General features: G+C 40.9%; 18 protein-coding genes. 4 read left to right on the forward strand and 14 right to left on the reverse strand.

The features are described 5' to 3' along the window. Positions 1-4: 4 nt before the first annotated feature. From pyrC to LP316_RS11170, 4 genes are all read left to right on the forward strand, one after another. Positions 5-1036, forward strand: coding sequence for a dihydroorotase (gene pyrC, locus LP316_RS11155; protein ID WP_193021234.1), 1032 nt, complete (start codon positions 5-7; stop codon positions 1034-1036). Between the two features lie 8 nt (positions 1037-1044). Next, positions 1045-1926, forward strand: coding sequence for a 6-carboxytetrahydropterin synthase (locus LP316_RS11160; protein ID WP_193021236.1), 882 nt, complete (start codon positions 1045-1047; stop codon positions 1924-1926). Next, the gene (locus LP316_RS11165; protein ID WP_193021238.1) at positions 1919-2776 is read left to right on the forward strand and encodes a M23 family metallopeptidase; all 858 of its coding nucleotides are present in this window, start codon (positions 1919-1921) and stop codon (positions 2774-2776) included. The genes LP316_RS11160 and LP316_RS11165 overlap by 8 nt, the downstream gene beginning before the upstream one ends. Positions 2777-3235: 459 nt before the next feature. Next, on the forward strand, positions 3236-4483 hold the full coding sequence (locus tag LP316_RS11170; protein WP_193021240.1) for a tyrosine-type recombinase/integrase: 1248 nt from the start codon (positions 3236-3238) through the stop codon (positions 4481-4483). Here the strand turns inward: LP316_RS11170 and LP316_RS11175 are convergent. The 14 genes from LP316_RS11175 to LP316_RS11240 form a co-directional block, all read right to left on the reverse strand. Then, positions 4476-4877 (reverse strand): hypothetical protein, encoded by a 402-nt coding sequence (locus tag LP316_RS11175; protein ID WP_193021242.1) that lies wholly within the window; start codon positions 4875-4877, stop codon positions 4476-4478. The genes LP316_RS11170 and LP316_RS11175 overlap by 8 nt on opposite strands. Positions 4878-4960: 83 nt before the next feature. Beyond that, the gene (locus tag LP316_RS11180) at positions 4961-7675 is read right to left on the reverse strand and encodes a molybdopterin-dependent oxidoreductase (protein ID WP_193021244.1); all 2715 of its coding nucleotides are present in this window, start codon (positions 7673-7675) and stop codon (positions 4961-4963) included. 19 nt (positions 7676-7694) lie between these two features. Further along, complete coding sequence (gene nirD, locus LP316_RS11185; protein WP_193021246.1) at positions 7695-8042, reverse strand: nitrite reductase small subunit NirD; 348 nt, start codon at positions 8040-8042, stop codon at positions 7695-7697. A 9-nt stretch (positions 8043-8051) separates the two neighbouring features. Then, positions 8052-10598, reverse strand: a complete 2547-nt coding sequence (gene nirB / locus LP316_RS11190) for a nitrite reductase large subunit NirB (RefSeq protein WP_193021248.1) — start codon at positions 10596-10598, stop codon at positions 8052-8054. Between the two features lie 116 nt (positions 10599-10714). Then, positions 10715-11893, reverse strand: a complete 1179-nt coding sequence (locus LP316_RS11195; RefSeq protein ID WP_193021250.1) for an alginate export family protein — start codon at positions 11891-11893, stop codon at positions 10715-10717. A 94-nt stretch (positions 11894-11987) separates the two neighbouring features. After that, positions 11988-12833, reverse strand: a complete 846-nt coding sequence (locus LP316_RS11200; protein ID WP_193021251.1) for an ABC transporter ATP-binding protein — start codon at positions 12831-12833, stop codon at positions 11988-11990. A 50-nt stretch (positions 12834-12883) separates the two neighbouring features. After that, the gene (locus tag LP316_RS11205; protein ID WP_226960848.1) at positions 12884-13816 is read right to left on the reverse strand and encodes an ABC transporter permease; all 933 of its coding nucleotides are present in this window, start codon (positions 13814-13816) and stop codon (positions 12884-12886) included. A gap of 81 nt (positions 13817-13897) precedes the next feature. After that, on the reverse strand, positions 13898-15286 hold the full coding sequence (locus LP316_RS11210) for a CmpA/NrtA family ABC transporter substrate-binding protein (protein ID WP_413470656.1): 1389 nt from the start codon (positions 15284-15286) through the stop codon (positions 13898-13900). A 332-nt stretch (positions 15287-15618) separates the two neighbouring features. Beyond that, positions 15619-16221 carry an ANTAR domain-containing response regulator gene (locus LP316_RS11215; RefSeq protein WP_193021254.1) on the reverse strand — a complete coding sequence of 201 codons (603 nt, stop codon included), beginning with the start codon at positions 16219-16221 and terminating at the stop codon, positions 15619-15621. 140 nt (positions 16222-16361) lie between these two features. Then, a complete protein-coding gene (locus LP316_RS11220; protein WP_193021255.1) occupies positions 16362-17750 on the reverse strand; it encodes a GAF domain-containing sensor histidine kinase in 1389 nt (462 codons plus the stop codon). Positions 17751-17885: 135 nt separating this feature from the next. Beyond that, positions 17886-19520 (reverse strand): tetratricopeptide repeat protein, encoded by a 1635-nt coding sequence (locus LP316_RS11225; RefSeq protein WP_193021256.1) that lies wholly within the window; start codon positions 19518-19520, stop codon positions 17886-17888. Positions 19521-19662: 142 nt separating this feature from the next. After that, entirely contained in the window at positions 19663-20487 is an 825-nt protein-coding gene (locus LP316_RS11230) for a LytR/AlgR family response regulator transcription factor (RefSeq protein ID WP_193021257.1), read from the reverse strand. A gap of 4 nt (positions 20488-20491) precedes the next feature. After that, positions 20492-21556, reverse strand: a complete 1065-nt coding sequence (locus tag LP316_RS11235) for a sensor histidine kinase (RefSeq protein ID WP_193021258.1) — start codon at positions 21554-21556, stop codon at positions 20492-20494. A gap of 101 nt (positions 21557-21657) precedes the next feature. After that, positions 21658-22494, reverse strand: coding sequence for an aminoglycoside phosphotransferase family protein (locus LP316_RS11240; RefSeq protein ID WP_193021259.1), 837 nt, complete (start codon positions 22492-22494; stop codon positions 21658-21660). Positions 22495-22499: the final 5 nt, after the last annotated feature.

Consider the following 22499-nt stretch of genomic DNA (forward strand, 5'->3'; position numbering starts at 1 on the left):
CAAAATGACCACTTTAACAATTAAAAGGCCTGATGATTGGCACATTCACTTACGCGACGGCAAAGTTTTAGCTGACACCGTCAAAGATGTTAGCCGTTATTTTGGTCGCGCTATTGTCATGCCTAATCTAGTACCACCTGTGGTAAATGCTGAAATGGCGAAAGCTTATTACGATCGCATTCAAGCGCATAATCACAGTGAAAACTTCACACCTTTGATGGTCTTGTACCTCACCGATCAAACAACGCCGCAAGATATTATTGATGCTAAAGCCTCAGGCATTGTTTATGCCGCTAAGCTATATCCTGCCGGTGCAACGACTAATTCGTCATCAGGTGTAACGGATATTCAAAATATCGATGCAGTTATCGCGCAAATGCAAGCTTGTGAAATGCCGTTGCTTATACACGGTGAAGTAACCGATAATCACATCGACATTTTTGATCGCGAAAAAGTGTTTATCGACAATATATTATCGCCTTTAGTGGCTAAGTATCCAAATTTAAAAGTCGTGCTTGAGCATATTACCACGAAAGATGCGGTCGAGTTTGTTAAATCAGCTGGCGCAAATGTTGCCGCGACGATTACGGCACATCATTTATTGTTCAACCGCAATCACATGCTCGTTGGCGGTATTCGTCCGCACTATTTTTGCTTGCCCATTTTAAAACGCAATATTCACCAACAAGCATTGGTTGAAGCCGCAACTTCTGGTAGTGAAAAGTTCTTTTTGGGCACCGATTCAGCACCGCATCCACAGCACGCCAAAGAGTCAGCTTGTGGCTGTGCGGGCTCTTATACTGCGCATGCGGCAATTGAATTATATGCCGAAGTATTCGAGCAAGAGGGTAAGTTAGACAACCTTGAAGGTTTTGCCAGCTTAAATGGCCCTAAGTTTTATAACTTACCGGTTAATAGCGATACTATTACGCTAGAGAAAGTAAGCTGGGACGTACCTGCAACGTTAAGTTTTGGTGATGACGTTGTTGTACCTATTCGTGCAGACGAACAAATTCAATGGCAAGTTAAAGCCTAAGGACCACTATGCAACTTTTTGTCAAAGATCTAACCGTTATCGATTTTTCATATTTGTGTGAAAAGCGCGGTATTGTCGGTGAAAGTTGGATCGTTGATGTACTGTTAGACGGTGCACTTAACGAAATGAGTATGGTGTTGGATTTTGGCGTGGTTAAAAAGCAAATCAAAGCCATTATTGATGATGCCGTTGATCACAAATTATTGTTACCGATGCAATCAGCAAACTTACGCGTAATGGCTTCAAACCTGCACGAAGCCCATGAGTTTGTTGATTTTGAAAGTGATAACGGCTGCTATTACCTGCAATCGCCGAACCAAGCCTTCGCTAAAATTGATACTTTAACAATTGATATACCATCAGTGACTCAACACGTTACCGCTATCATAAAGCAAAGCTTACCTGACAATGTTGAAGGGCTGACAATTACCTTGCGAGAGGAAGCTATTGAAGGCGAGTATTATCATTACACCCACGGATTGAAAAAGCACGATGGTAATTGCCAGCGGATCGCCCATGGTCATCGCTCAACTATTGAGGTGTATGAAAATGGTGAGCGCAGTCTAGAGCTTGAGCAACTATGGTGCGAGCGTTGGCGTGATATTTACCTCGCCAGTGAAGACGATGCTATTGCCCATGAGTTAGTTGAGTTGTCAGATTACGCCAAATCAAAATTAACCGAAGAATTCGACACCTTTGCTTATACTGCACCGCAAGGTCGTTTTGATATTGCCGTAGAAAGGCAGCGTATTGATGTAGTCGATTGTGATTCAACCGTTGAGCTACTCGCCGACTTTATCGCAAGACAATTGAAAAAGCATCGGCCACTCACGGATATTAAAGTGGTGGCTTATGAGGGTGTTGGCAAAGGAGCTATTGCTGATGCATAGTCGAGTGCATAAACGTCGAGCCGTTAAAAACGTTACATGGGTCGCAATCTTTAGCGCGCTCTTTGGACTTAGCCAGCCCGCTAATGCTCAGGTGAGTTTATCGGGAGAGATAACGCAAGGTGCTTTGATCATTGGTAAAACGCAAGCCGGTAGCCAAGTAAGCCTTGATGGAAAAGCATTACCAGTGTCAAAAAATGGCGATTTTGCGTTTGGTTTTGGCCGCGATACCACAGAAAGTGTTGAATTAATCGTCAAAAGCCCGAGTGGTAAAGTACATAGTGAAACCTTGACCCCAAGCAGTCGTGAATACAATATTCAACGTGTTGAAGGTATTGCTCGTAAGATCATGAACCCTGATCCCAAGGCAGTTGAGCGAGCCCGTAAAGACAGTGCCCAAGTTAAGCAGGCAAGGGCAATTAGCTCAGAATTAACGGCCTTTTCACAGGGATTTGTTGCACCAATAGAAGGCACAATTACCGGCGTTTATGGTAGTCAACGTTACTATAACGGTGTCCCTAAAACCCCGCATTATGGGCTAGATTATGCGGGTAATACCGGTGATCCAGTCAAAGCACCAGCTGATGGCAAAGTCATTTTATGGGTACCAGATATGTTTTACTCTGGTGGCACGATGATAATCGATCATGGCCAAGGCATTTCTTCAACGTTTTTACATTTAAGCGGCAGTTATGTTGATGTTGGTGACGATGTTAAACAAGGTCAAGTGGTGGCAAAAGTTGGCGCAAGTGGCCGAGCAACCGGGCCACACTTAGATTGGCGTATTAACTGGCATAATGTTCGACTAGATCCAGCGCTAGCATTAAAGTTAAAGCCCATTGAACAACGGTAGTTAATAAGCGCTCAGGTTAACTAGTATGTGAATTTAAAAGCAGCTTGGTTTTGCCACGCTGCTTTTTTTAATCTCGGTAGTATTTTGAAATAAATATATGCTTTATTTAAATCTTTGCAAATTATCTTGAGAGTCTTATTTATCAAGCGCTCCACACTAATTACATTAGAAAATTCACGTTCGCTACGTAAAATCTAATTAATTAGGTGAGGTATTAGGCGTCAGATTTTAAAAAATCGCGCTATTTTGAATGCCAGATTTTGCGATAACACACATGTTTGATTATTTATTGCTAAATGTGGCGATTGATTTAGCAAGCTACAATATGGGGCAGAATTACATGACTTTTATTTCCGATATTTGTGAATATCGGAAATATTGAATTAGGGTGATTTATCGCGTATTATCGAGCTTATTTACCATTATCATTAAAAAAATAATAAATCGATAAATCAACTTATGACATCTTCAATTCCCACACCACGGCCTTTTATCGATAACCTAGAATATCTAGGAAATCCATTTAAAGAAATTACCGTTAAGTTATCTGACCCGATCACAAAAATTAATAACGTTGAAACTGATTTAGAATTTTGTTTGAAGTTTGTTTATAGCTACAACGGCTCTAAGGCAACCTTTAATAGTTATCGCCGAGAAATCGAACGGTTAATTCAATGGGCTTGGTTGGTTGAACAGCGCTCAATTACCAGCTTTGTTCGGTCAGATATTGAAGCCTATATCGAGTTTTGTAAATCACCACCCAAGCACTGGATCGGCACTAAAAATGTAGCGCGCTTTAAATCTAAAGCGGGTTTGCGTGTGGTTAACCCTGAATGGAAACCTTTTGTTGTTAGCGTGTCTAAATCCGAATTTAAAGCCGGTAAAGCAGCAAATATTACCAGCTATGAATTGTCTCAGGCTGCGGTTAAAGCCATGTTTACTGCACTTTCGTCGTTTTACGAGTTTTTGGTTCAAGAAGGTATTTGTGAACATAACCCTGTTGCGTTAATTCGCCAAAAAAGTAAATTTATTCAAAAAGAAACTCGAGCAGAAATTCGCCGAATTAGTAATCTTCAATGGGAATATGTTATTGAAACAGCTGAAATTTTAGCTAATGAGAACCCTGAAGAGCACGAGCGGACACTGTTTATAATGAATTGCCTGTACGCCATGTATTTACGTGTGTCAGAGCTCGTTGCAGACGAGCGTTCAATGCCAATGATGCAGGATTTTCGCAAAGATCACGATGGTAATTGGTGGTTTCACGTATTAGGTAAAGGCAATAAAAACCGAATAATTACCGTCAGTGACGAAATGTTAATGGCGTTAAAACGCTATCGCAATTCACGCAAGCTCCCTGCTCTGCCAATTCCTGGCGAATATGAACCTTTGGTCACGAGTTTTAAAGGTAAAGGGCCGATCAGGTCGACACGGCAAATTAGAAATATCGTGCAATATTGCTTTAATCAAGCGTTTGAGCGAATGAAAAATCATGGTTTAGCCGATGACGCCAACGAACTGCAAGCTGCAACTGTTCACTGGCTGCGCCATACCGGTATTTCAGAAGATGTTAAACATCGTCCGCGTGAGCACGTTCGTGATGATGCCGGCCATGCCTCGATGGCGACAACTGACCGCTATATCGATTCAGATCTAAGAGAGCGACATCAATCAGGTAAACGCAAAAAGCTTAAAGACGTTAACTAATGAACTTTAACCAAGAAAGTATACTGACACACATAAAGGTGATAATTCCTATCAATGCAAAAAAGAACGACCCAAACCCCTTGATTGATATACTTACGTTTTTTGATCTTGTGTACCAATCATCAGGAATCTCGTCTTTACATGTCGATAAATAGGTATTTAAAACATCAATTCTTGCGCTGTAATGAAAAATACAACCAAATATTGTGAAAGTGAACAAACCTGTAAAAAAAATTACTGTAATACCGACTGAAAGAACAAGCCCCTCACCATTGTATGCGATAGCACCTGCGATAAAAAAAACCATTATAGTTATGTACCAGGTAATACACTTGTGATGGAACTCTTGATAATACATTTTCATTTCTTTGACTTGATCAATTTTTGTGGTCATCTGGTTGTTCCTATATTAAATACTACATCAGGCATTATATAACGGGCATTAAATTATTTAATTTAAGACATCAACTTTCACTGTTATGTTGAAGTTAATAGTTCTGAACATTGTATCTTGTTTACACGACGATTATAAAGCCGTTTAACATATTGTTTTAATTCGGGTTTACAAGAGCCGCATTTCGTACCACAAGCTAACTGCTCTGATAGTTGTTCAACACTGTTGCAACCTTTATTGATGGCATTAACGATTTGTTTTTCTCTTACACCTAAGCAGCTACAGACAATTTTTCCCTGTAAAAATTCATCACTTGGCTTGCCGATCAGCAGTGATTGAATATCCGCAAAGCTCAGGCTTTGTTTTGCCATCATCGCATCGAGCCACGCCGTATTTAACGCCTGATGTTTTTGCGTTTCAACAATATAACACTGTATGCAATCATCAATAGTGCACAAACTTATGTGTTGTTCTGGTGTTTGATAACTGTACCAACTGCCGTGATAATGCGCTTTAATTTGCTGAATTGTCTGGACATTTTTATTGGCGTCATCACTTAACTGAGCAGCTTGATAGGCGTAGCCCGTTTTTGTGACAAGTTTATGCCAATAGTCAAATGACAGTTGAATGGCTTGCTTGCTATAAACCTGAATGTATTTAGCAGGCTTAACTTTGGTAATACTTGCGAGTGTTTGTTTTAGTTGCGGCTGGCCAGATATTTGGTCGATGATAATGGGGTATAAGCTTGAAACATTCGCATGAGAGGCAAATTGCTGATTCCAGTGAATCGGCACAAACAACTCACCTGCGGCTTGGTTGCTATCAAGCTGGGCTGGCAAGATCACCTTGCCATATTGGTTTTCAATCGCCAGTAAATCGAAGTTTTTAATCCCCTGCTTTTTAGCGTCATCGATGTTAATGGCAACAAAGGGCTGATCTTGCGTGGTAAATAATTTTTCAGTTAAGCCGGTTCTTGTCATGGTATGCCACTGATCGCGCACTCGACCACTATTAACCAGAAAATCCTTCTGCGCTTGTTCAGCTAATTGCGCTCCAATCGGGGTGATGGCAATAAAATTAGCTTTTCTGTTTCGGGTAGAATATTGCTGATCGGCAAGTACATCTCGACAACCTAATGGATAGTGTTGGTTTATCGGCCATTGCAATGGTTCAAGTTGGTCGTATTGTTGACGAGATAAATCACTCAAGCCTGAAATATCGAATTTTCGTTGATCTTGATGAGCAATACCTGAAAGCGCGGCAAACTCAGTGAAAATTTCCTGTGGGTGTTGGTAATCAAAGCCACTAAAGCCCATTTTATTAGCGACATCACAAATTAATTGCCAATCCTGCTTAGCATTTGCGTAGGGGGCTAAAACTGAGCGTTGCCTTGATATTCTTCGCTCCGAGTTTGTCACCGTGCCATTTTTTTCCAGCCAAGCACTTGCCGGTAGCTTAACGTCGGCAAACTGCATGGTATCGTTGTTTGCAACACAGTCAGATACCACCACAAGCGGACATGCCTCTAGTGCGTCTTTCACCAGTTGGTGATCTGGCAGGCTAACTACCGGGTTAGTTGCCATTATCCATATCGCTTTAATCTTACCTGATTTTATCGCTTCAAATATTGCGGTAGCGGTTAATCCTGATTCACTAGCGATCGACGGTGACTGCCAAAAACTTTGGACAAGTTCACGGTGCGTTTTGTCTTCAATTGATAAATGCGCAGTTAATTGGTTAGCTAAGCCCCCTACTTCTCGACCGCCCATGGCATTTGGTTGCCCTGTGATCGAAAATGGCCCCATACCTAGCTTGCCAATTTTTCCGGTCGCTAGGTGACAATTGATAATGCTATTGCATTTATCAACGCCAGTATTCGATTGGTTAATACCCATTGAAAAGAAAGTGACGACTTTTTCTGTCGTGGCAAATAGCTGATAAACCTTGGTTAGTTGTTCTTGGCTTAGCTGGCAGAATTCACTTACGGTATCGAGCGTCCACGATTTACACGCTTTAACGGTTTTAGAAAAGTCGTTGGTGTGTTGTTCGATAAATGCTTGGTCGATAGCATTTGTGCAGATTAAATAGTTGAGTAAGCCGTTGAAAAATCCTGCATCGGTGGCAGGTTTTAGGGCTAAATGGATATCTGCCAGTTCACTTGTTGCGGTTTTTCTGGGATCTAAACACACGACGGTTAAATTCGGGTTTATTTCTCGCGCGCGCTCTAAGCGTTGAAATAGTACTGGATGCGTCCAAGCCATATTAGAGCCAGTGATCACGAATAAATCACATTGCTCGATGTCTTGATAACTGCAAGGTACGATATCTTCACCAAATGCTCTTTTATAAGCGGCGACAGCACTGCTCATGCATAGCCTAGAGTTGGTATCTATATTGCCTGTGCCAATATAGCCCTTCATCAATTTGTTAGCCACATAGTAGTCTTCGGTCAATAATTGCCCCGAGACATAAAATGCGATAGCGTCACGGCCGTGTTGCTCGATCACATGGTTAAATTGCTTCGCTACATAGCTAGTAGCCGTATCGACATCGACGGTTTGACCGTCTATTTGCGCATCACCAAGTCGATTGTCTGTTGAAACAGTATTGAGTAAATTACTGCCTTTGACACAAAGCCGGCCATAATTGGCGGGATGCGAATGACAACCTGATAACTGTTTGACGGGTGAATTGGTCGTTTTGCTATTTAAACTAAGATCAATCCCGCAACCAACACCACAATAAGCACACGTTGTGGTAATTCTGCGGGCGTTTGGTGCTAGTAGTTTAGTTGTCATCAAATATTCGCTCTTTGAGTTATGCAAATAATTCTACATAGCCTTGATTAATACGCGCTGGATAAACCGGCACGCTAACCTCTGTTGCTTGTAAACACTGGCCACTGGTCAGCGAAAAATGCTGTTTATAAAGTGGTGAGGCAACAACAATTTGCTCATCAACTGAACCAACAATGCCGCGATATAAAACATTCGCTTTACCAATCGGATCATAATTGCCAATGGCGTAAACTTGTTGCTGTGTTTTGCCAACTTTGAAAATTGCAACTTGCTGCTCGCTTTGCTCGGTAGCAATAAGTGCGCAAACGCCTGCGTTATCGCACAACGCATCTTCGGCACAAATTCTTTGCCATTGTTGATTACTCATACTCTGCTCCTATATGGCTTCGATGGTTTTAACACGAATTTTCTCATCAAAACGCGCTGGGCGAATTTGCTCACGCTCGGTGACAAAAACGATATTGTCATCGCTTTTGTCTGAGTTGACATAATGCTTAAAACGCTTGAGCTTTTCAGGATCTTCAATCGTTGTTTTCCATTCACATTGATAGCTACCAACAATATGAGCCATCTGGCTTTCTAGCTCAGCATTTATCCCAAGATGATCGTCAATGACCACTTGTTTTAAGTAGTCTAAGCCACCTTCTAGGTTTTCAAGCCATACTGAAGTGCGTTGTAGGCGATCAGCTGTTGCTACGTAAAACATTAAGATCCGATCGATATATTGAATTAAGCTGACATCATCTAAATCAGTGGCAAATAAATCGGCATGGCGTGGCTTCATACCGCCATTACCACAAACGTATAAATTCCACCCTTTGTCTGTCGCGATTACGCCAATGTCTTTGCTTTGCGCTTCAGCGCATTCTCGCGTACATCCTGAAACCGCCATTTTGATCTTATGAGGTGAGCGCAAGCCTTTATAGCGATTCTCAACAAGTAGTGCCATCGACACACTATCTTGAACGCCGTAACGACACCAAGTTGAGCCTACACACGATTTAACCGTGCGCAGTGACTTGCCATAAGCGTGGCCAGTTTCTAGGCCAGCGTCGATAAGTTCACGCCAAATATCTGGCAACTGCTCTACTCTTGCGCCAAACAAATCAATGCGTTGTCCACCCGTGATTTTGGTGTATAAGTTATATTTTTTAGCAACTTCGCCAATGGTGATCAGCTTATCAGGCGTAATTTCTCCTCCTGGTATGCGCGGTACAACCGAATATGTGCCGTCTTTTTGCATATTCGCTAGGAATAAATCATTGGTATCTTGGAGCGGTAAATGTTGATCTTTTAACACATAGTCGTTCCAAACAGACGCGAGAATTGAGCCTGCGGTAGGTTTACATATTTCACACCCCAACCCTTTACCATGCTTTTCAAGTAATTGATCAAAGGTAGTAATCTTTTCGGCTTTAACGATGTGATACAGCTCGGTACGCGAATATGCAAAGTGTTCACACAAATCAGTATTAACTTCAACGCCACGTGCTGCCAATTCACTATCAGTAACGTTTTTGACAAGTGCCGCGCAGCCACCACAACCAGTACTTGCTTTCGTGCACTGCTTTATCGCATTAACATCACAAGCACCTTGTTCAACAGCTTGAACTATGTCTCCTTTTGAAACATTGTGACACGAACAAATGATTGCACTATCGGGGAGCGCATCAGCGCCTAGTGCTGGTTTATCTGTCGCCATTGGTAAAATAAGCGACTCTGGCGCTTCAGGTAAGGTTAAGCCATTGAGCATGTACTGCAATAACGTGTCATAATCGCTTGTATCGCCTACTAATACCGCGCCGAGTAATTGCGTTTTATCCTCGCTCACCACTATTTTTTTATAAATACCCTCTGGCTGATTTTCAAAGGTATAAGATTGCGATAGTGGTGTTTTACCGTGGGCATCACCAATCGAGCCTACATCAACGCCCATTAGTTTGAGCTTGGTGCTCATGTCGGCACCGGTAAACGAGTTTACATCGCCGAGGATATGTGATGCGGCAACTTTCGCCATTTGATAACCAGGCGCTACTAACCCGAAAATAAAGTTATTCCACAAAGCACATTCACCAATGGCATAGATATTTTCATCTGAGGTTAAACATTGGTTGTTGATAACGATGCCACCACGCTCACCCATTGCTAGATCTGATACTTTGGCTAGTTCATCATGTGGTCTAATACCCGCTGAAAATAGAATCAAATCGGTTTCAAGTGCGGTATCATCGCTAAACACAAGCTTATAACGCGATTGGTCTGATTTTACGATTTCAGTGGTCGCTTTTTGGGTGTGCACTTTAACGCCGAGCTCTTCAATTTTGTCTTTAAGCACGGCGCCACCACCTTGGTCAATTTGAACCGCCATTAGCTGTGGTGCAAATTCAACGACATGTGTTTCTAAGCCTAATTGTTTAAGGGCATTTGCCGCTTCTAATCCCAATAAACCGCCACCGATAACGACACCCACGTTACTGACTTGAGCACTTGCTTGAATTGCCTCTAGATCTTCAATGGTGCGGTAGACTAGACAGTGTTCTTGGTCATTGCCTTTAATTGGTGGCACAAAAGGATACGAGCCAGTGGCAATAACTAATTTATCGTAAGCAAGCGTTTCACCGCCTTCGATGGTGACAAATCGCTGTACTTTATCAATAGCGATCACTTTGGCACTTGTTTTTACTTCAACTCCCCATTGAGCATAAATATCAAGGTTGGTTAGCGCTAAATCGTCAGCTGTTTTACCTGAAAAATATTCCGATAAATGAACCCTGTCATAGGCTAACCGTGGCTCAGCTGACAACACCGTGATTTTATAAGTCACTGATTTATCAGTGTTTTCTTTTAGCTGAACTAATTGTTCGACAAAGTGATGCCCTACCATGCCGTTACCAACGACAAGTATTTGCTTTAAAGAAGACATGTTTTACCCTTTTAGTTTTCGGTTGTTCCGTATGACGATTTGATCGTTATTATTGTTTCATCAGGTCAGTTAGTTAGTGGGTGTATTGGCATACACCCACGCTTTTTTATCGTTTTCTAAAACTTAGCTTGTAGCCACAACCAAATTCTGTCGGTGTCGACCTTACCAGTCGCCACATCACCCGCCGAGTAATTAGCGTACTTTAAACCGCCGCTCACATACTTGGTGATTTTACGGGTGTATTGTGCATCGAATTCACTGCCGTAATTACTTGCTTGTGCGTTAGAATCATCAGATTGGAAGTCGTGGTATGCCACTAGCCATTTACCACCCCACAAATTACCGGCAAACGAAGCGTAGAAGTCTTGTAAACCCACATCTGGTGTTGAAAGAAATTGATCCGTCCAACCATTGAATTTGTGTAGTGTCGCTAACGGCGTTTGAAAGCCATATTCGCCGCTATCAGAACCGAGAATTTCAAAGCCAAGTTTTGCTGTTACTTGGTCAAATTTATAACCCGCTTCGAGCAACATGTATTCACTTGAATATTCAGTCGTGCCCATTTCATAGTCTTGTAAGGCAAATTCAGCTTGTAGCAAGAACTTCTCAACACCGCCAGTCCAACGCACACCCCAAGTATCAAGGGCATTGTTGATCATATCGTCTTGCTCTAGTAAATAGCCATAACCGGTAAATTTGCCGTATTGAGTGTTGTAGCTAGCATTAATTAGGTGATCACTTGAATCAATATCTTTTTCATCAGCGAAAATGCGGTTGCGCTTGTTAATATAGCTATAGTCGAATTTCCACTTGTCTTCACCGGCGGTAAAACGAAATGCATCGAAGGTTTGCTTATCTTGGCGCCAACCGACATTACCTACAAAACGATGGTTGTCTAAATTGATATCTTGGCGACCAATCTTGGCACTAAAGCCCTCTTGCTTATATTGGATAAATAGTTGGTCTAGCTCTGTGGTTTCAGGGTCAGCTACAACAGAATAATCAGGGTTTTTGCCTAAAGTGTCGTTGTAATCATCAATCAAGGCACGGGAATCTTCGAGCTCTATCATGCCCGAAAAACCATTGAAATCTTTGGTTTTAAAATTAAGTAAGGTACGTAACGTTAAAGCATCAGCATCTTTTAAGCTATTAGCCTGATCGACACCTTCATAACGCAAACGAAAATCTGCATTAAATTCGCCAAACTCACTCTCAGCATAAACCGTTGAAGTTGAAGCAATTAAGCCTGCCACTATGAGGGCGAACTTGTGTTTCTTATTTATTTGCTTGTTCATGGGTATCCCTTAGTTCAAATATTATTATCGTGAATTGCACAGTTTTTGTGCAACTTAACTCTTATAGCATAGTCTGAATGTAAATATGTTGTTATTACGCAACTTTTTCTTTTGTTTTAGCTGATTTTTTACCATGCTCTGATGCACTTATCGTTTCTATTTTTCTTTGCTTTTCATACAAGAAACTCAAAACTGTTGAGCGATACTCGTTGTAAAGAGGATCTTGCGCAAGTTCCACGCGATTTCGCGGTCGTGGTAAATCCACGCTCAGTATTTCACCGATAGTTGCCGCTGGGCCATTAGTCATCATAATAATGCGATCGGAAAGTAACACCGCCTCATCGACATCATGAGTGATCATAATGACGGTGTTGTTGAGCTCCTGCTGAATTTCCATTAATGAATCTTGCATATGAGCACGAGTTAACGCATCAAGTGCGCCAAACGGTTCATCCATGAGTAAGATTTCAGGTTGCATCGCTAATGCTCTAGCAATCCCAACACGTTGCTTCATACCGCCTGAGATTTCATCTGGCTTTTTATCCATCGCGTGACTCATATGCACCAAATTGAGATTATGCTTGATCCACTCATCCATTTCGGCTTTATTCATGCGTTCGGAAAACACCTGTTTGACGGCAAGCTCAACATTTTGATAAGCGCTCAACCATGGCAACAACGAGTGATTTTGAAAAACGACAGCTCGCTCTGGGCCAGGAGAATTAACTTCTTTGTTATTAAGCAAAACCCCGCCCTTGGTTGCCTGATGGATCCCTGCAACGATATTTAACACCGTTGATTTGCCACAGCCTGAATGGCCAATCAAGGAAATAAACTCGCCATTAGCGATTTGCAAATCAACGTTTTTCAGGGCAGTGAAATCGCCTTTGGGTGTTGGGAACACCATATCAATTTTACTGATATCTAAAATAATACTCATGTTAGTTCCTTTTACTTAGCCTGTATTTGGCACTGGTGTCTTGTGATTGTTTAGCGTTGCGCACTATCTTTATCCCAAGATAACAAGCGTTGTAAGGCAAGCATCGAACGGTCTAATAGAAAGCCAATTAAGCCTATAACTAACACCGCAGCCATTATTCGGCTCAGTGATTGTGAGCTACCGTTTTGGAATTCATCCCAAACAAATTTTCCTAGACCAGGGTTCTGCGCTAACATTTCAGCAGCGATTAGCACCATCCAAGCAATACCGATAGACATCCGCATACCAATAAAAATCGACGGAATAGCAGCGGGTAAAACAATTCGGCGTATATGGGTTGCTGACGGCAAACTCAAGACTTTTGACACGTTCACCCAATCTTGGTTTATCGAAGAAACGCCGACACAAGTATTGATAACCATGGGCCATAAACAACACAAGGTTACCGTGACAAGCGACACGATAAAGGATTTGGCAAACATTGGATCAGCAGTGGTGTAAAGTGCACTGACAACCATAGTGACTAATGGCAACCACGCAAGCGGTGACACCGGCTTAAAGATCTGAATTATTGGATTGATAGCAGTATTGAGTGTTTGACTCAAACCTATCGCAATCCCCAAAGGTATCGCAATAATGGCCGCTAAGATAAAGCCACTCAATACTGTTTTTAAACTTGTCCCAATCTGATCGATAAAGGTCTCTTTACCAGTATAAGAACGAATTTTCGGTTGGTAATTCGGATCTTTTGCTACGCGGTCCGCATTGCGCTTTTCTTGACGTTGGTAAAACGATGCCGCTTTTTCACGCTCAGCATTGTGCTCTTGGTATAAATTACCAAACTGCTCAAAGACATGGCTTGGCCCTGGAAACTGACCAAGCGAGGTTTGAATATTATTTGCGGCCATTGCCCAAATGATCATGAAACATACAATACCAACAAACGGCAACAGTAATTGTTTAATCGATTCATTAGCAATCATTAAGGTTTTTATCCCGCTCAAGCCTGTATTTGAGGTTAACTTTCTGCTGATAGTGGTCATCGTTTTATCTTCCTTGTCCAACTACAGTGTTTCGCCTGACTTCAAGCCAATTGAAAATTTGTTAATGTATTCATTTGGTTTGGTGCCGTCATAGACTATGCCGTCAATAAAGTGAGTTTGCGGATTTCTATATCCGTCTTCAGTAAACACTTCAGCAAAATCTGCGTTGGTCATTAGCTTGTCGTCGATCAGTGATTGAGCGGCCTTTTTATAAATGTCCGGACGATATACTTGTTCGGCAACTTGCTTGTACCAATCATCTGACTTATCTGTTGAGATTTGGCCCCAACGACGCATTTGCGTTAAATACCAAATAGCATCTGAATAATAGGGATATGTCGCGTTGTAACGAAAAAATACGTTAAAGTCTGGCACCGATCGTTTGTCACCTTTTTCGTATTCAAAGGTACCGGTCATCGAGTTGGCAATTACGTCATAATCCGCGCCAACATAGTTTGATTGAGATAAGATTTTTACGGCTTCAGGGCGATTGGCATTATCGTTTTCATCGAGCCATTTAGCAGCTCTGATCAATGCGCGAGTTAAGCGAATCGTGGTATTTGGGTACTTTTCGGCAAAGGTTTTACTGATGCCAAACACTTTTTCGGGGTTGTCTTTCCAAATTTCGTAATCGGTGACAACAGGTACTCCTATCCCTTTAAATACGGCTTGCTGATTCCATGGTTCGCCGACACAGTAACCATAAATTGTTCCAGCTTCTAATGTTGCCGGCATTTGCGGTGGTGGCGTTACTGACAGCAAGACATCGGCGTCGAGTTGGCCTGATGTATCACCTTTGTGCGGGGCGTAATAGCCTGGGTGGATACCACCTGCAGCTAGCCAATAACGCAATTCATAATTATGGGTAGAAACGGGAAATACCATGCCCATGTTAAATGGTTTGCCTTGCTCTGCATATTTTTCAACAACAGGTTTTAAAGCATCGGCTTTAATTGGGTGAACCGGCTTTCCATCGGCTTGTTTAGGGATGTTGCCCTTCATTTGTTGCCAAATATCATTTGAAACCGTAATGCCATTACCGTTCAAGTCCATTGAAAACGGCGTAATAATTTCAGCTGATGTACCATAACCTATACTCGCTGCAATAGGCTGGCCAGCCAGCATATGCGCGCCATCTAACCGGCCATCAATCACACCATCTAATAGGACTTTCCAGTTTGCTTGCGCTTCAATGGTGACATAGAGGCCTTCGTCTTCGAAGAAACCCTTTTCATAGGCAATAGCGATAGGTGCCATATCCGTAAGTTTGATAAAGCCGAATTTTAGCTCTTCTTTTTCTGGATAACCCAATGCACTAGCGGTAAACGATGTAACAGCATAACTACTGACTAACGCTAAACCACACAAAGACTTTTTTAGTTTCGATAAATTCATAGTAAGCAATGTCATTCTCCCAAAAATAAAAAAGCCCAGCACTCGTCAGTGAAAACACTCAAGTGATGGGCTACGATGCCAAACTAATCAACACTACGCCTTTGCAGTACCTTTAGTTATTAATTGTTTTTTAGCGGGTAATCCGCTTAATTATTAGACGCTGTTGCCTAACTAGATAAATTACTCTAGTTTCTCTTTTACAAAATAAGTGCCAAATAAAATAACCCTAACAAAAACAATAATTAACGGGTTTTTTGTGTTTTCAAACCAACGACACTTGCTAGATAATGATGCACAAATTCCTAGCATTGCCTATTTTTGGTGCGATCTTATATACCTTTTGAACATTAATGTGATTGATTAATCAGTTGTTCAAGCGCAACGATATTTTTTGCGACATCTTCAATTTTTTGACTGTTGTCCATCGCTGTCTTTCGGATCAATTGATAAGCGTCATTTTCGTTCAGCTGCTTTGCTCGCATTAAACTCAACTTTGCTTGCTCGACGACCTTAACAGAAGATAGTTTTTGTTTCGTTTTGGTCAGGTCTTTTTGTAATTTAGACAACAGCCTAAATCGGCCTAAAGCACTTTCTAATATAGATATAATGCGATGCTCTGGAAGCGGCCCTTCAACATAGCCATTAACGCCTATACTCGCTAATCTACTCGCCTCACATTGACTCGATGACTTTGCAAAAACGACAATCGCAAACTGCTTGAGGATGGTAAGTTGGTTTAAACGCTGAAATAGTGATTTATCTACACGCTCTACACAAAATATCAGTAGCTCGATAGGTTGATCTATTATTTCTGGTTCAATGTCATCTAGTGACCACTTGGCGACTAAGCTAAATTGGCTTACTGACAGCAGATTACTGATTTTTTGGGCAAATATTGGTGCCTGATAGACAATACCGTATCGGATCGTAGCTATTGGTTGTTTGTTCATAGATCGATTGATTGGCTAAATAAAGCAAGGATATAACTATCGTTATCAAAATCTATGCCACGAGTACAACTTATTAAAAAACAAAAGCTTAATAAAAAAATCTAAATCAAGCTAAGTTTTTTATGCACCAATAAAGGACATTATCTGGGTGAAATTGGTACTTGGATTTTAAAACGAACACCTTTAGGGGATTTCTCTAGCACAATGTTACCGTTCAGGTTCGTTACCAGGGCATTTTGAACAAGATTTAGCCCAAGGCCTAGCCGTTTTTGATGACGTTTATTGGTGTAAAATGGCTCAAAAATTCGCTCAGCTTCGTTATCAATTAACCCCGCACCATCGTCTTGAAAGTTAATCTCAACGAACTCTGGGTTAGCATGCGCATGAACATGAATGGTCCCGGTTTTGTTGTCAGTAAAGCCATGACTCACCGCGTTATCTATTAGCTCACTAAAAACTTGCCACAATACATCTTTTTGACAGTTTATGGTGATATCATCACAACTAATCGACACGGTATGACCACCTAATGTACTCTTTTTAGCGGTAACAACTTCATCTAAAAACGGTCTTAATGCAAACACGCTATAATCGTTACTCGCATCGTTGAAATTAAGCGTACGAAATTTACTGACCAAATCATTCACTTTTGACAAGCTTTGATTTGAAATGTCAGCTAATTGCTCAACCTGCTTTAGGTAGCTAAGTAACTTTTGTTTGGTTATTTGGTTGTGATCAAAGTCAACGCAAATATCCAAGGTTTTTTCGTGAATCGAATGAATAGCAACTTGGGCATTGTTAACTGGCGTGCTTATCTCGTGCGAAAAACCAGCGATTAATCGATTAGTCGTCTGAGATTTTTCAGACGACACTTTGACATCATGAGCTTGTTGTTGTTCAGAAATCAACCTGTTCAACTCTTGATTAGCATTAAATAATTGTTGTGAGCGCTCGTCCAGTGATTGACTAAGCATTTTATTTTGCTCAAGAATTTTTAAACGATTGAAATGATTATCGTAAACAATTGTCGCCAAATAGGCATTTAACTCAATAAACTTAAGATCTTCTTCACTTGGCTCTTTGGGCTCTTTGTAATAAATAGCATAGGTACCGTAAAGCTGACCTTGTGCACCGATTATCGGGTGTGACCAACACGCTTGAACATCAGCACTTAGTGCGAGATCTTTGTACTGATTCCAATAGGGATGGGTATTAATATCTTCAACAATGACAAGCTCTTTGATAAAAGCCGCGGTACCACACGAGCCAACACCTGGACCAATTGTAACGCCATCTAGCGCTTCACTATAGAACTCAGGTAAACCAACAGAAGCTTTTGGATGTAAGGTGTTTGATACTTCGTTAAACTCAAGAATTGAACAAAGCATTTCTGGATTATAGATTTTAGCTTTCTGACACAAAACATCTAAGATTTTCTCTAATGGTTCATTACGAGCAACTAATCGTAACACCTCATTTCGACCGGCTTCGAGTTGCTGCGCTTTTTTCCAATAATCTAGAGAATTCATCTTTCATACCACCCTAGTACGTGTTTACCTGCTTGAGTATTAATCAATTCTACAAGTAAAAAATACGCCCAATTACCCTATGAATAAGCGTAGTCCGAAATCATTAAATCTTCACTTCAATCAGCTATCTTCAGCTTAATCAGCTAACCATCGTGATTTTAGTTGATGAAAAAGAATACTATCTTTTTCGCTCAACTGGCTATTCTCGAGTAAACCTATCGTTTGCTCTGCTAATGCGATTTGCTCGATATCATGCTGATCTTGCTCTTTAATATTGATTAGCACCTTGAGAATACTCATCGCGAACTTTTCATTATTGGGCGACAAGGCTAACGCTTGTTCTAAACATTTAAGTGAAGAAACAAAGCGCCCTTTTTTAAAATATTCAACGGCCATTTGATTAAGCTTTCTGGCACTAAATTGTTGGCTTTTTTTATCTAACTTTTGGTCGAGGTAGTTATTAACCGCCTGACTATTTAGATTTTCACTGTGACTTTGTTTCTCTATTTTAGCGAGCAACTCGTCTGACTCTTCTTGTAACCCAAGCTCTTGATAAACTTTTACTTTCTCTAAGTTGTTTTCAATATTAGCGCTTGCCCTTGTCGAAAAATGATTCTCAACAATACGCATCGCCTTATCTTCATTACCTTGAGTAGTATAAAGACGTGCCTTAGCCACCCACACTTGTTGCTGAATATCTTCATCGTCGGCATAGTTTTGCTCAATTTGGCCAAGGCTGCGCTCAATCTCGTTAAATGTACTCGCCGCTTGTCCTTGTGCCAGTGAATTAACATAATCTAAACCCGAACGCACCATGTTAAGCTCGAACATCGGAGATTGGTGAATGGAGTTTTTAGCACAGCGAACCATGTTTTTACTGGCGAGATACTGACCAGCAAAATCATTATTCAATCTTGCTAATTCAAATAGTTTACGTTGTCTTTCAATGTTGCGTGGCGCAAGCTCACAAGCTTGTTTAATTTGCTCATAAGCTAATTCATACTGCTTATTGTCGATGTAGTATTGAGCTAACAGATCATAAGTGGCAAAACGGGTGTCTGGCTTTTCCACTAATTGCCCTAATAATGTTTCTATATCAGCAATCTTGTTTTGCTGGAGTAAAGCATTAACAAAGCCTATATACACCCAAGAGTGTTGACACTGATTGAGTAATATTTTGAAAAACTGCTCTGCCTCTTTGAATTCTCTAAGTTTTAAATACGCTTGCCCTTTTAAACGGCAAACATTGAGGTGATAAGGTTTAAGCGAATCATCTAGCAGTAATCTATCAGCAAAATAGATCGCTTTAGCGTAGCGATTAAGATCGTATGCTAAATAAATATTAAATAACTTTTTCTTAATATTAATGGTCTTTGTTAAGCGCTCGACAACCTTTGCTTTGTTGAGCGGCTTTGACCAAAAATCGTCAGGTTGTAGTTCAACAATTGAATTGACTAACGCTTCAGAGGTTTCACCACTTAAAAAAATTAAAATAGTCCGCTTAGAAACAAAGCCTCTGGACTTGAGCTCTTCAAGTAAATGGAAACCGTCTTTGTCGCTTTTTACATTAAAAGCGCAAATAACAATATGAAAGTAAGTTTTTTCACACAGTTTAAGTGCTTTGTAGGCGTTTGTACAAACGCTAACTTTGGTAATATTTAAATCTAGTAATGCGGTTTGCAAAAGATGATGAACAAACTCATTTTCGTCAACAATAAGTACATTCAGTTGGTGACTCAATGCCAATTCACTGGCGTGAGTTAGCTCCATATCAATAATCCTTTCGCTTGTTTGCTTTTATAATGTTTAAACCGAGAATAAAAAATACGTGTAGATAAAAAGTTAGGCTTTTAGCTTGCACATACATTTATGCCCTATCCGCGCAATGCATGCAAATAAAACGCATCGCAGGCTATGAGATAACCGCTTTTTTGACTTTATCTTTGTAACTTCGGCTGACTTTTAGCTCTTTGTCGTTCTTCATGACTAAATAGTATTCACCATTAACTTGCGAGCAGAATTTTGCGATGAAATGTTTATTGACAATAATTGAGCGATGACAGCGAATAAATTGTCGAGGATCTAGGCTTTCCTCAAGCTCTTTCATCGTTTTTCGTAGGATATGGGTCGTGTCTGTGGTGTGGACGCACATATAATCGCCAGCAGCATCTATCCACATGATGGTTTTTACTGCCACTCTTGATACTTCGCCAGCATCTTTGATTGGCAGAATATCAGAATAGCTTGATAACGTACTTATTTCGTCCTTTTCTAAGCCTTCGATTAGCTGTTGGTAATCATTACCCGTAACGTCGCTAACAAAATTCAACAACTGATCTTTGTGTTGTTTATCAATGTTAGATTGAATACTTTGTTTGACTTTTTCAATCGCCTGATCGATACGCTGTTCATCTGCCGGTTTCAATAAATAGTCTAACGCGTGAACTTCAAAAGCTTTTAGCGCATATTGATCAAACGCAGTAACAAAGACAATATTAGGCAGTGGTATTTGCTCGTTGACGAGTGCTTCTAATACATCAAAGCCTGTCATACCTGGCATTTGAATGTCTAGAAACAATAAATCTGGCGCTAGCTCTCTAACTGCGTTAATCGCCTCTCGACCATTGGAACACTCAGCAACAATGTTTATATCGCTGCGTTTACTCAGCCTAACACGCAAGCCTTTTCGGGCAAGGGGTTCATCGTCAACAATAATGGTTGTTAACTGATTGTCCATCTAGCTACCTTTCTTGAAATGGAATACGAATATTAACTTTTACGCCCGACGGGGTATTATTGGCCACGACTAGCGAGTAGTTGTCTCGATACAAGGCATTTAAACGCTCTCTTGTATTGGCTAAACCAACACCGTTTTCACGGTAAAGGTTACCATTTTCGATTTGGGCACCTGGACCATTGTCTGCTAGTTCGAGTAACAAGTCGTCGCCAAACTTGGTTACCGTCACCGCTATAGTACCACCGCTTTCTTGTGTCGCAATAGCATATTTAATCGCATTCTCGGCGATTGGCTGGAAAATCATACTGGGAACCAAAGCGTTCTGACAATTATCGTCGATATCTATAACAACTTTCAAACGCTCCTCAAAGCGCACTTTTTCTATATCAAGATATAACTCAAGTACGTGAATTTCACTCGATAGCGTCACCCGCTTCATCGGATCTTTATCTAAGGTATAACGCAAAAACTCACTTAATTTGGTCACCATTTTATTAGCGCTTTCGTTTTCCTCAACCAAAATAAGTGTAGAGATTGCATTTAGTGTGTTGAATAAAAAATGTGGATTTAGCTGATAACGCAGCATCTTTAATTGAGCTTGGTGAGCGATGGTATTGGCCTGTAATACGTTTTGTTTTTCTTTCTGGAGCATTTGGTAATACTTGATACCAAAATACAAGCCACTCCAGCTTAAAATGATATAGAAAGACCATACACTGTTTTGGGTGTAATACAGCCAAAAATCAGGGGTATAACCGTGTTTATAGATTGTCCAATAGGTGAAGTTTTTAATAACTTGCCAAATAACACCAACAATATAGGAGCTGACAACCACAACAATAGCAATTTTTAACGGCGAGAAATTCCACGCACGGCGATAGATATAACGCAAAGGAATGGTGATCATCCAACCGGCATAAGCATTAAGAAAAATAATGACGGCAAAAATCGGACGCAGATCATGTAATAACGAACCAAGGTAATGGACAAAGGCAAAGCCCAGCCAACCTGCGGTGTGTAATACCCAGAAAAAACGATTACGATCTTCTATTAATGCTTTCCAATTCACAAAGTAGTCTCTTCCAATAATTCAATTTAATTATGCGGTAACGGGGTCAAAGCGTCATTACGGCTAATCGTAACTTACCGACTTTTGGTCGCATTTTTGAATTATTGAGATAGCTGAGCAAAATATTTATCGGCTTGGCAGCGAAATGACTTGATATTTTGTTGTTGACCACGAGCTTGAAACCACAGTGCATTAATGGCGCAAGCTAGCTCGAAATAAAAATAACACTTAGTGGTCGTATGGTTGATCGGATGGTTTGGACTACTGCTGTTATAGCGTTTAACGGCAGCATCGATATCCGTAGCGCTCAAGCCATTAATACTCAACGCCATCATTAAATCATAGCTATTTGGGGCAATCGATACCGCTTCAAAATCAATGAGTTTATACCCCTTTGGCTCAACAAAAAGGTTATTCATATTCAAATCACCATGGCAAATTACCAGTGACTCGCTACCTTGCTCTTGTCTTTTAACCTTATTGAGGAGGGTGTCAATGTTAGCAGTTTGATGTGGTGAGAGCTGGCAACTACTAGCAAGTTCAGTTAGCACCTGATAGAAATTGAGCGGCTTGATCACCGAATTATTTAACTCGACTGGAGGGTTGTTGTGGAACAAAACGAGGGCGTTAACTAAATGTTCAAGCAGCGCTTGCTTCGATAGCTGACAATCACCTAATAACGGTGCGTTGATATATTCGCTAATAATCAGCTGAGGTTGGCTGGCAATTAAACGCGGGGCATAAGCTTTATTGGCAGCTAAAATGGTTAGTTCAGTATCAAAGGCTGCACGATGACCAAACCGCTTAACAACATATACTCCGCTAGCCGTCGTAATGCGATAAACCTGTTGGCTACACCCTATCGTTATCTGTTCTATCTGGTTTAATTCTACACCAAGTAACAACTCGATCTGATGAGATAGCACTTGCTCGTTCATTAGCA

Source organism: Thalassotalea sp. LPB0316 (genome assembly GCF_014898095.1).
Lineage (GTDB): Bacteria > Pseudomonadota > Gammaproteobacteria > Enterobacterales > Alteromonadaceae > Thalassotalea_G.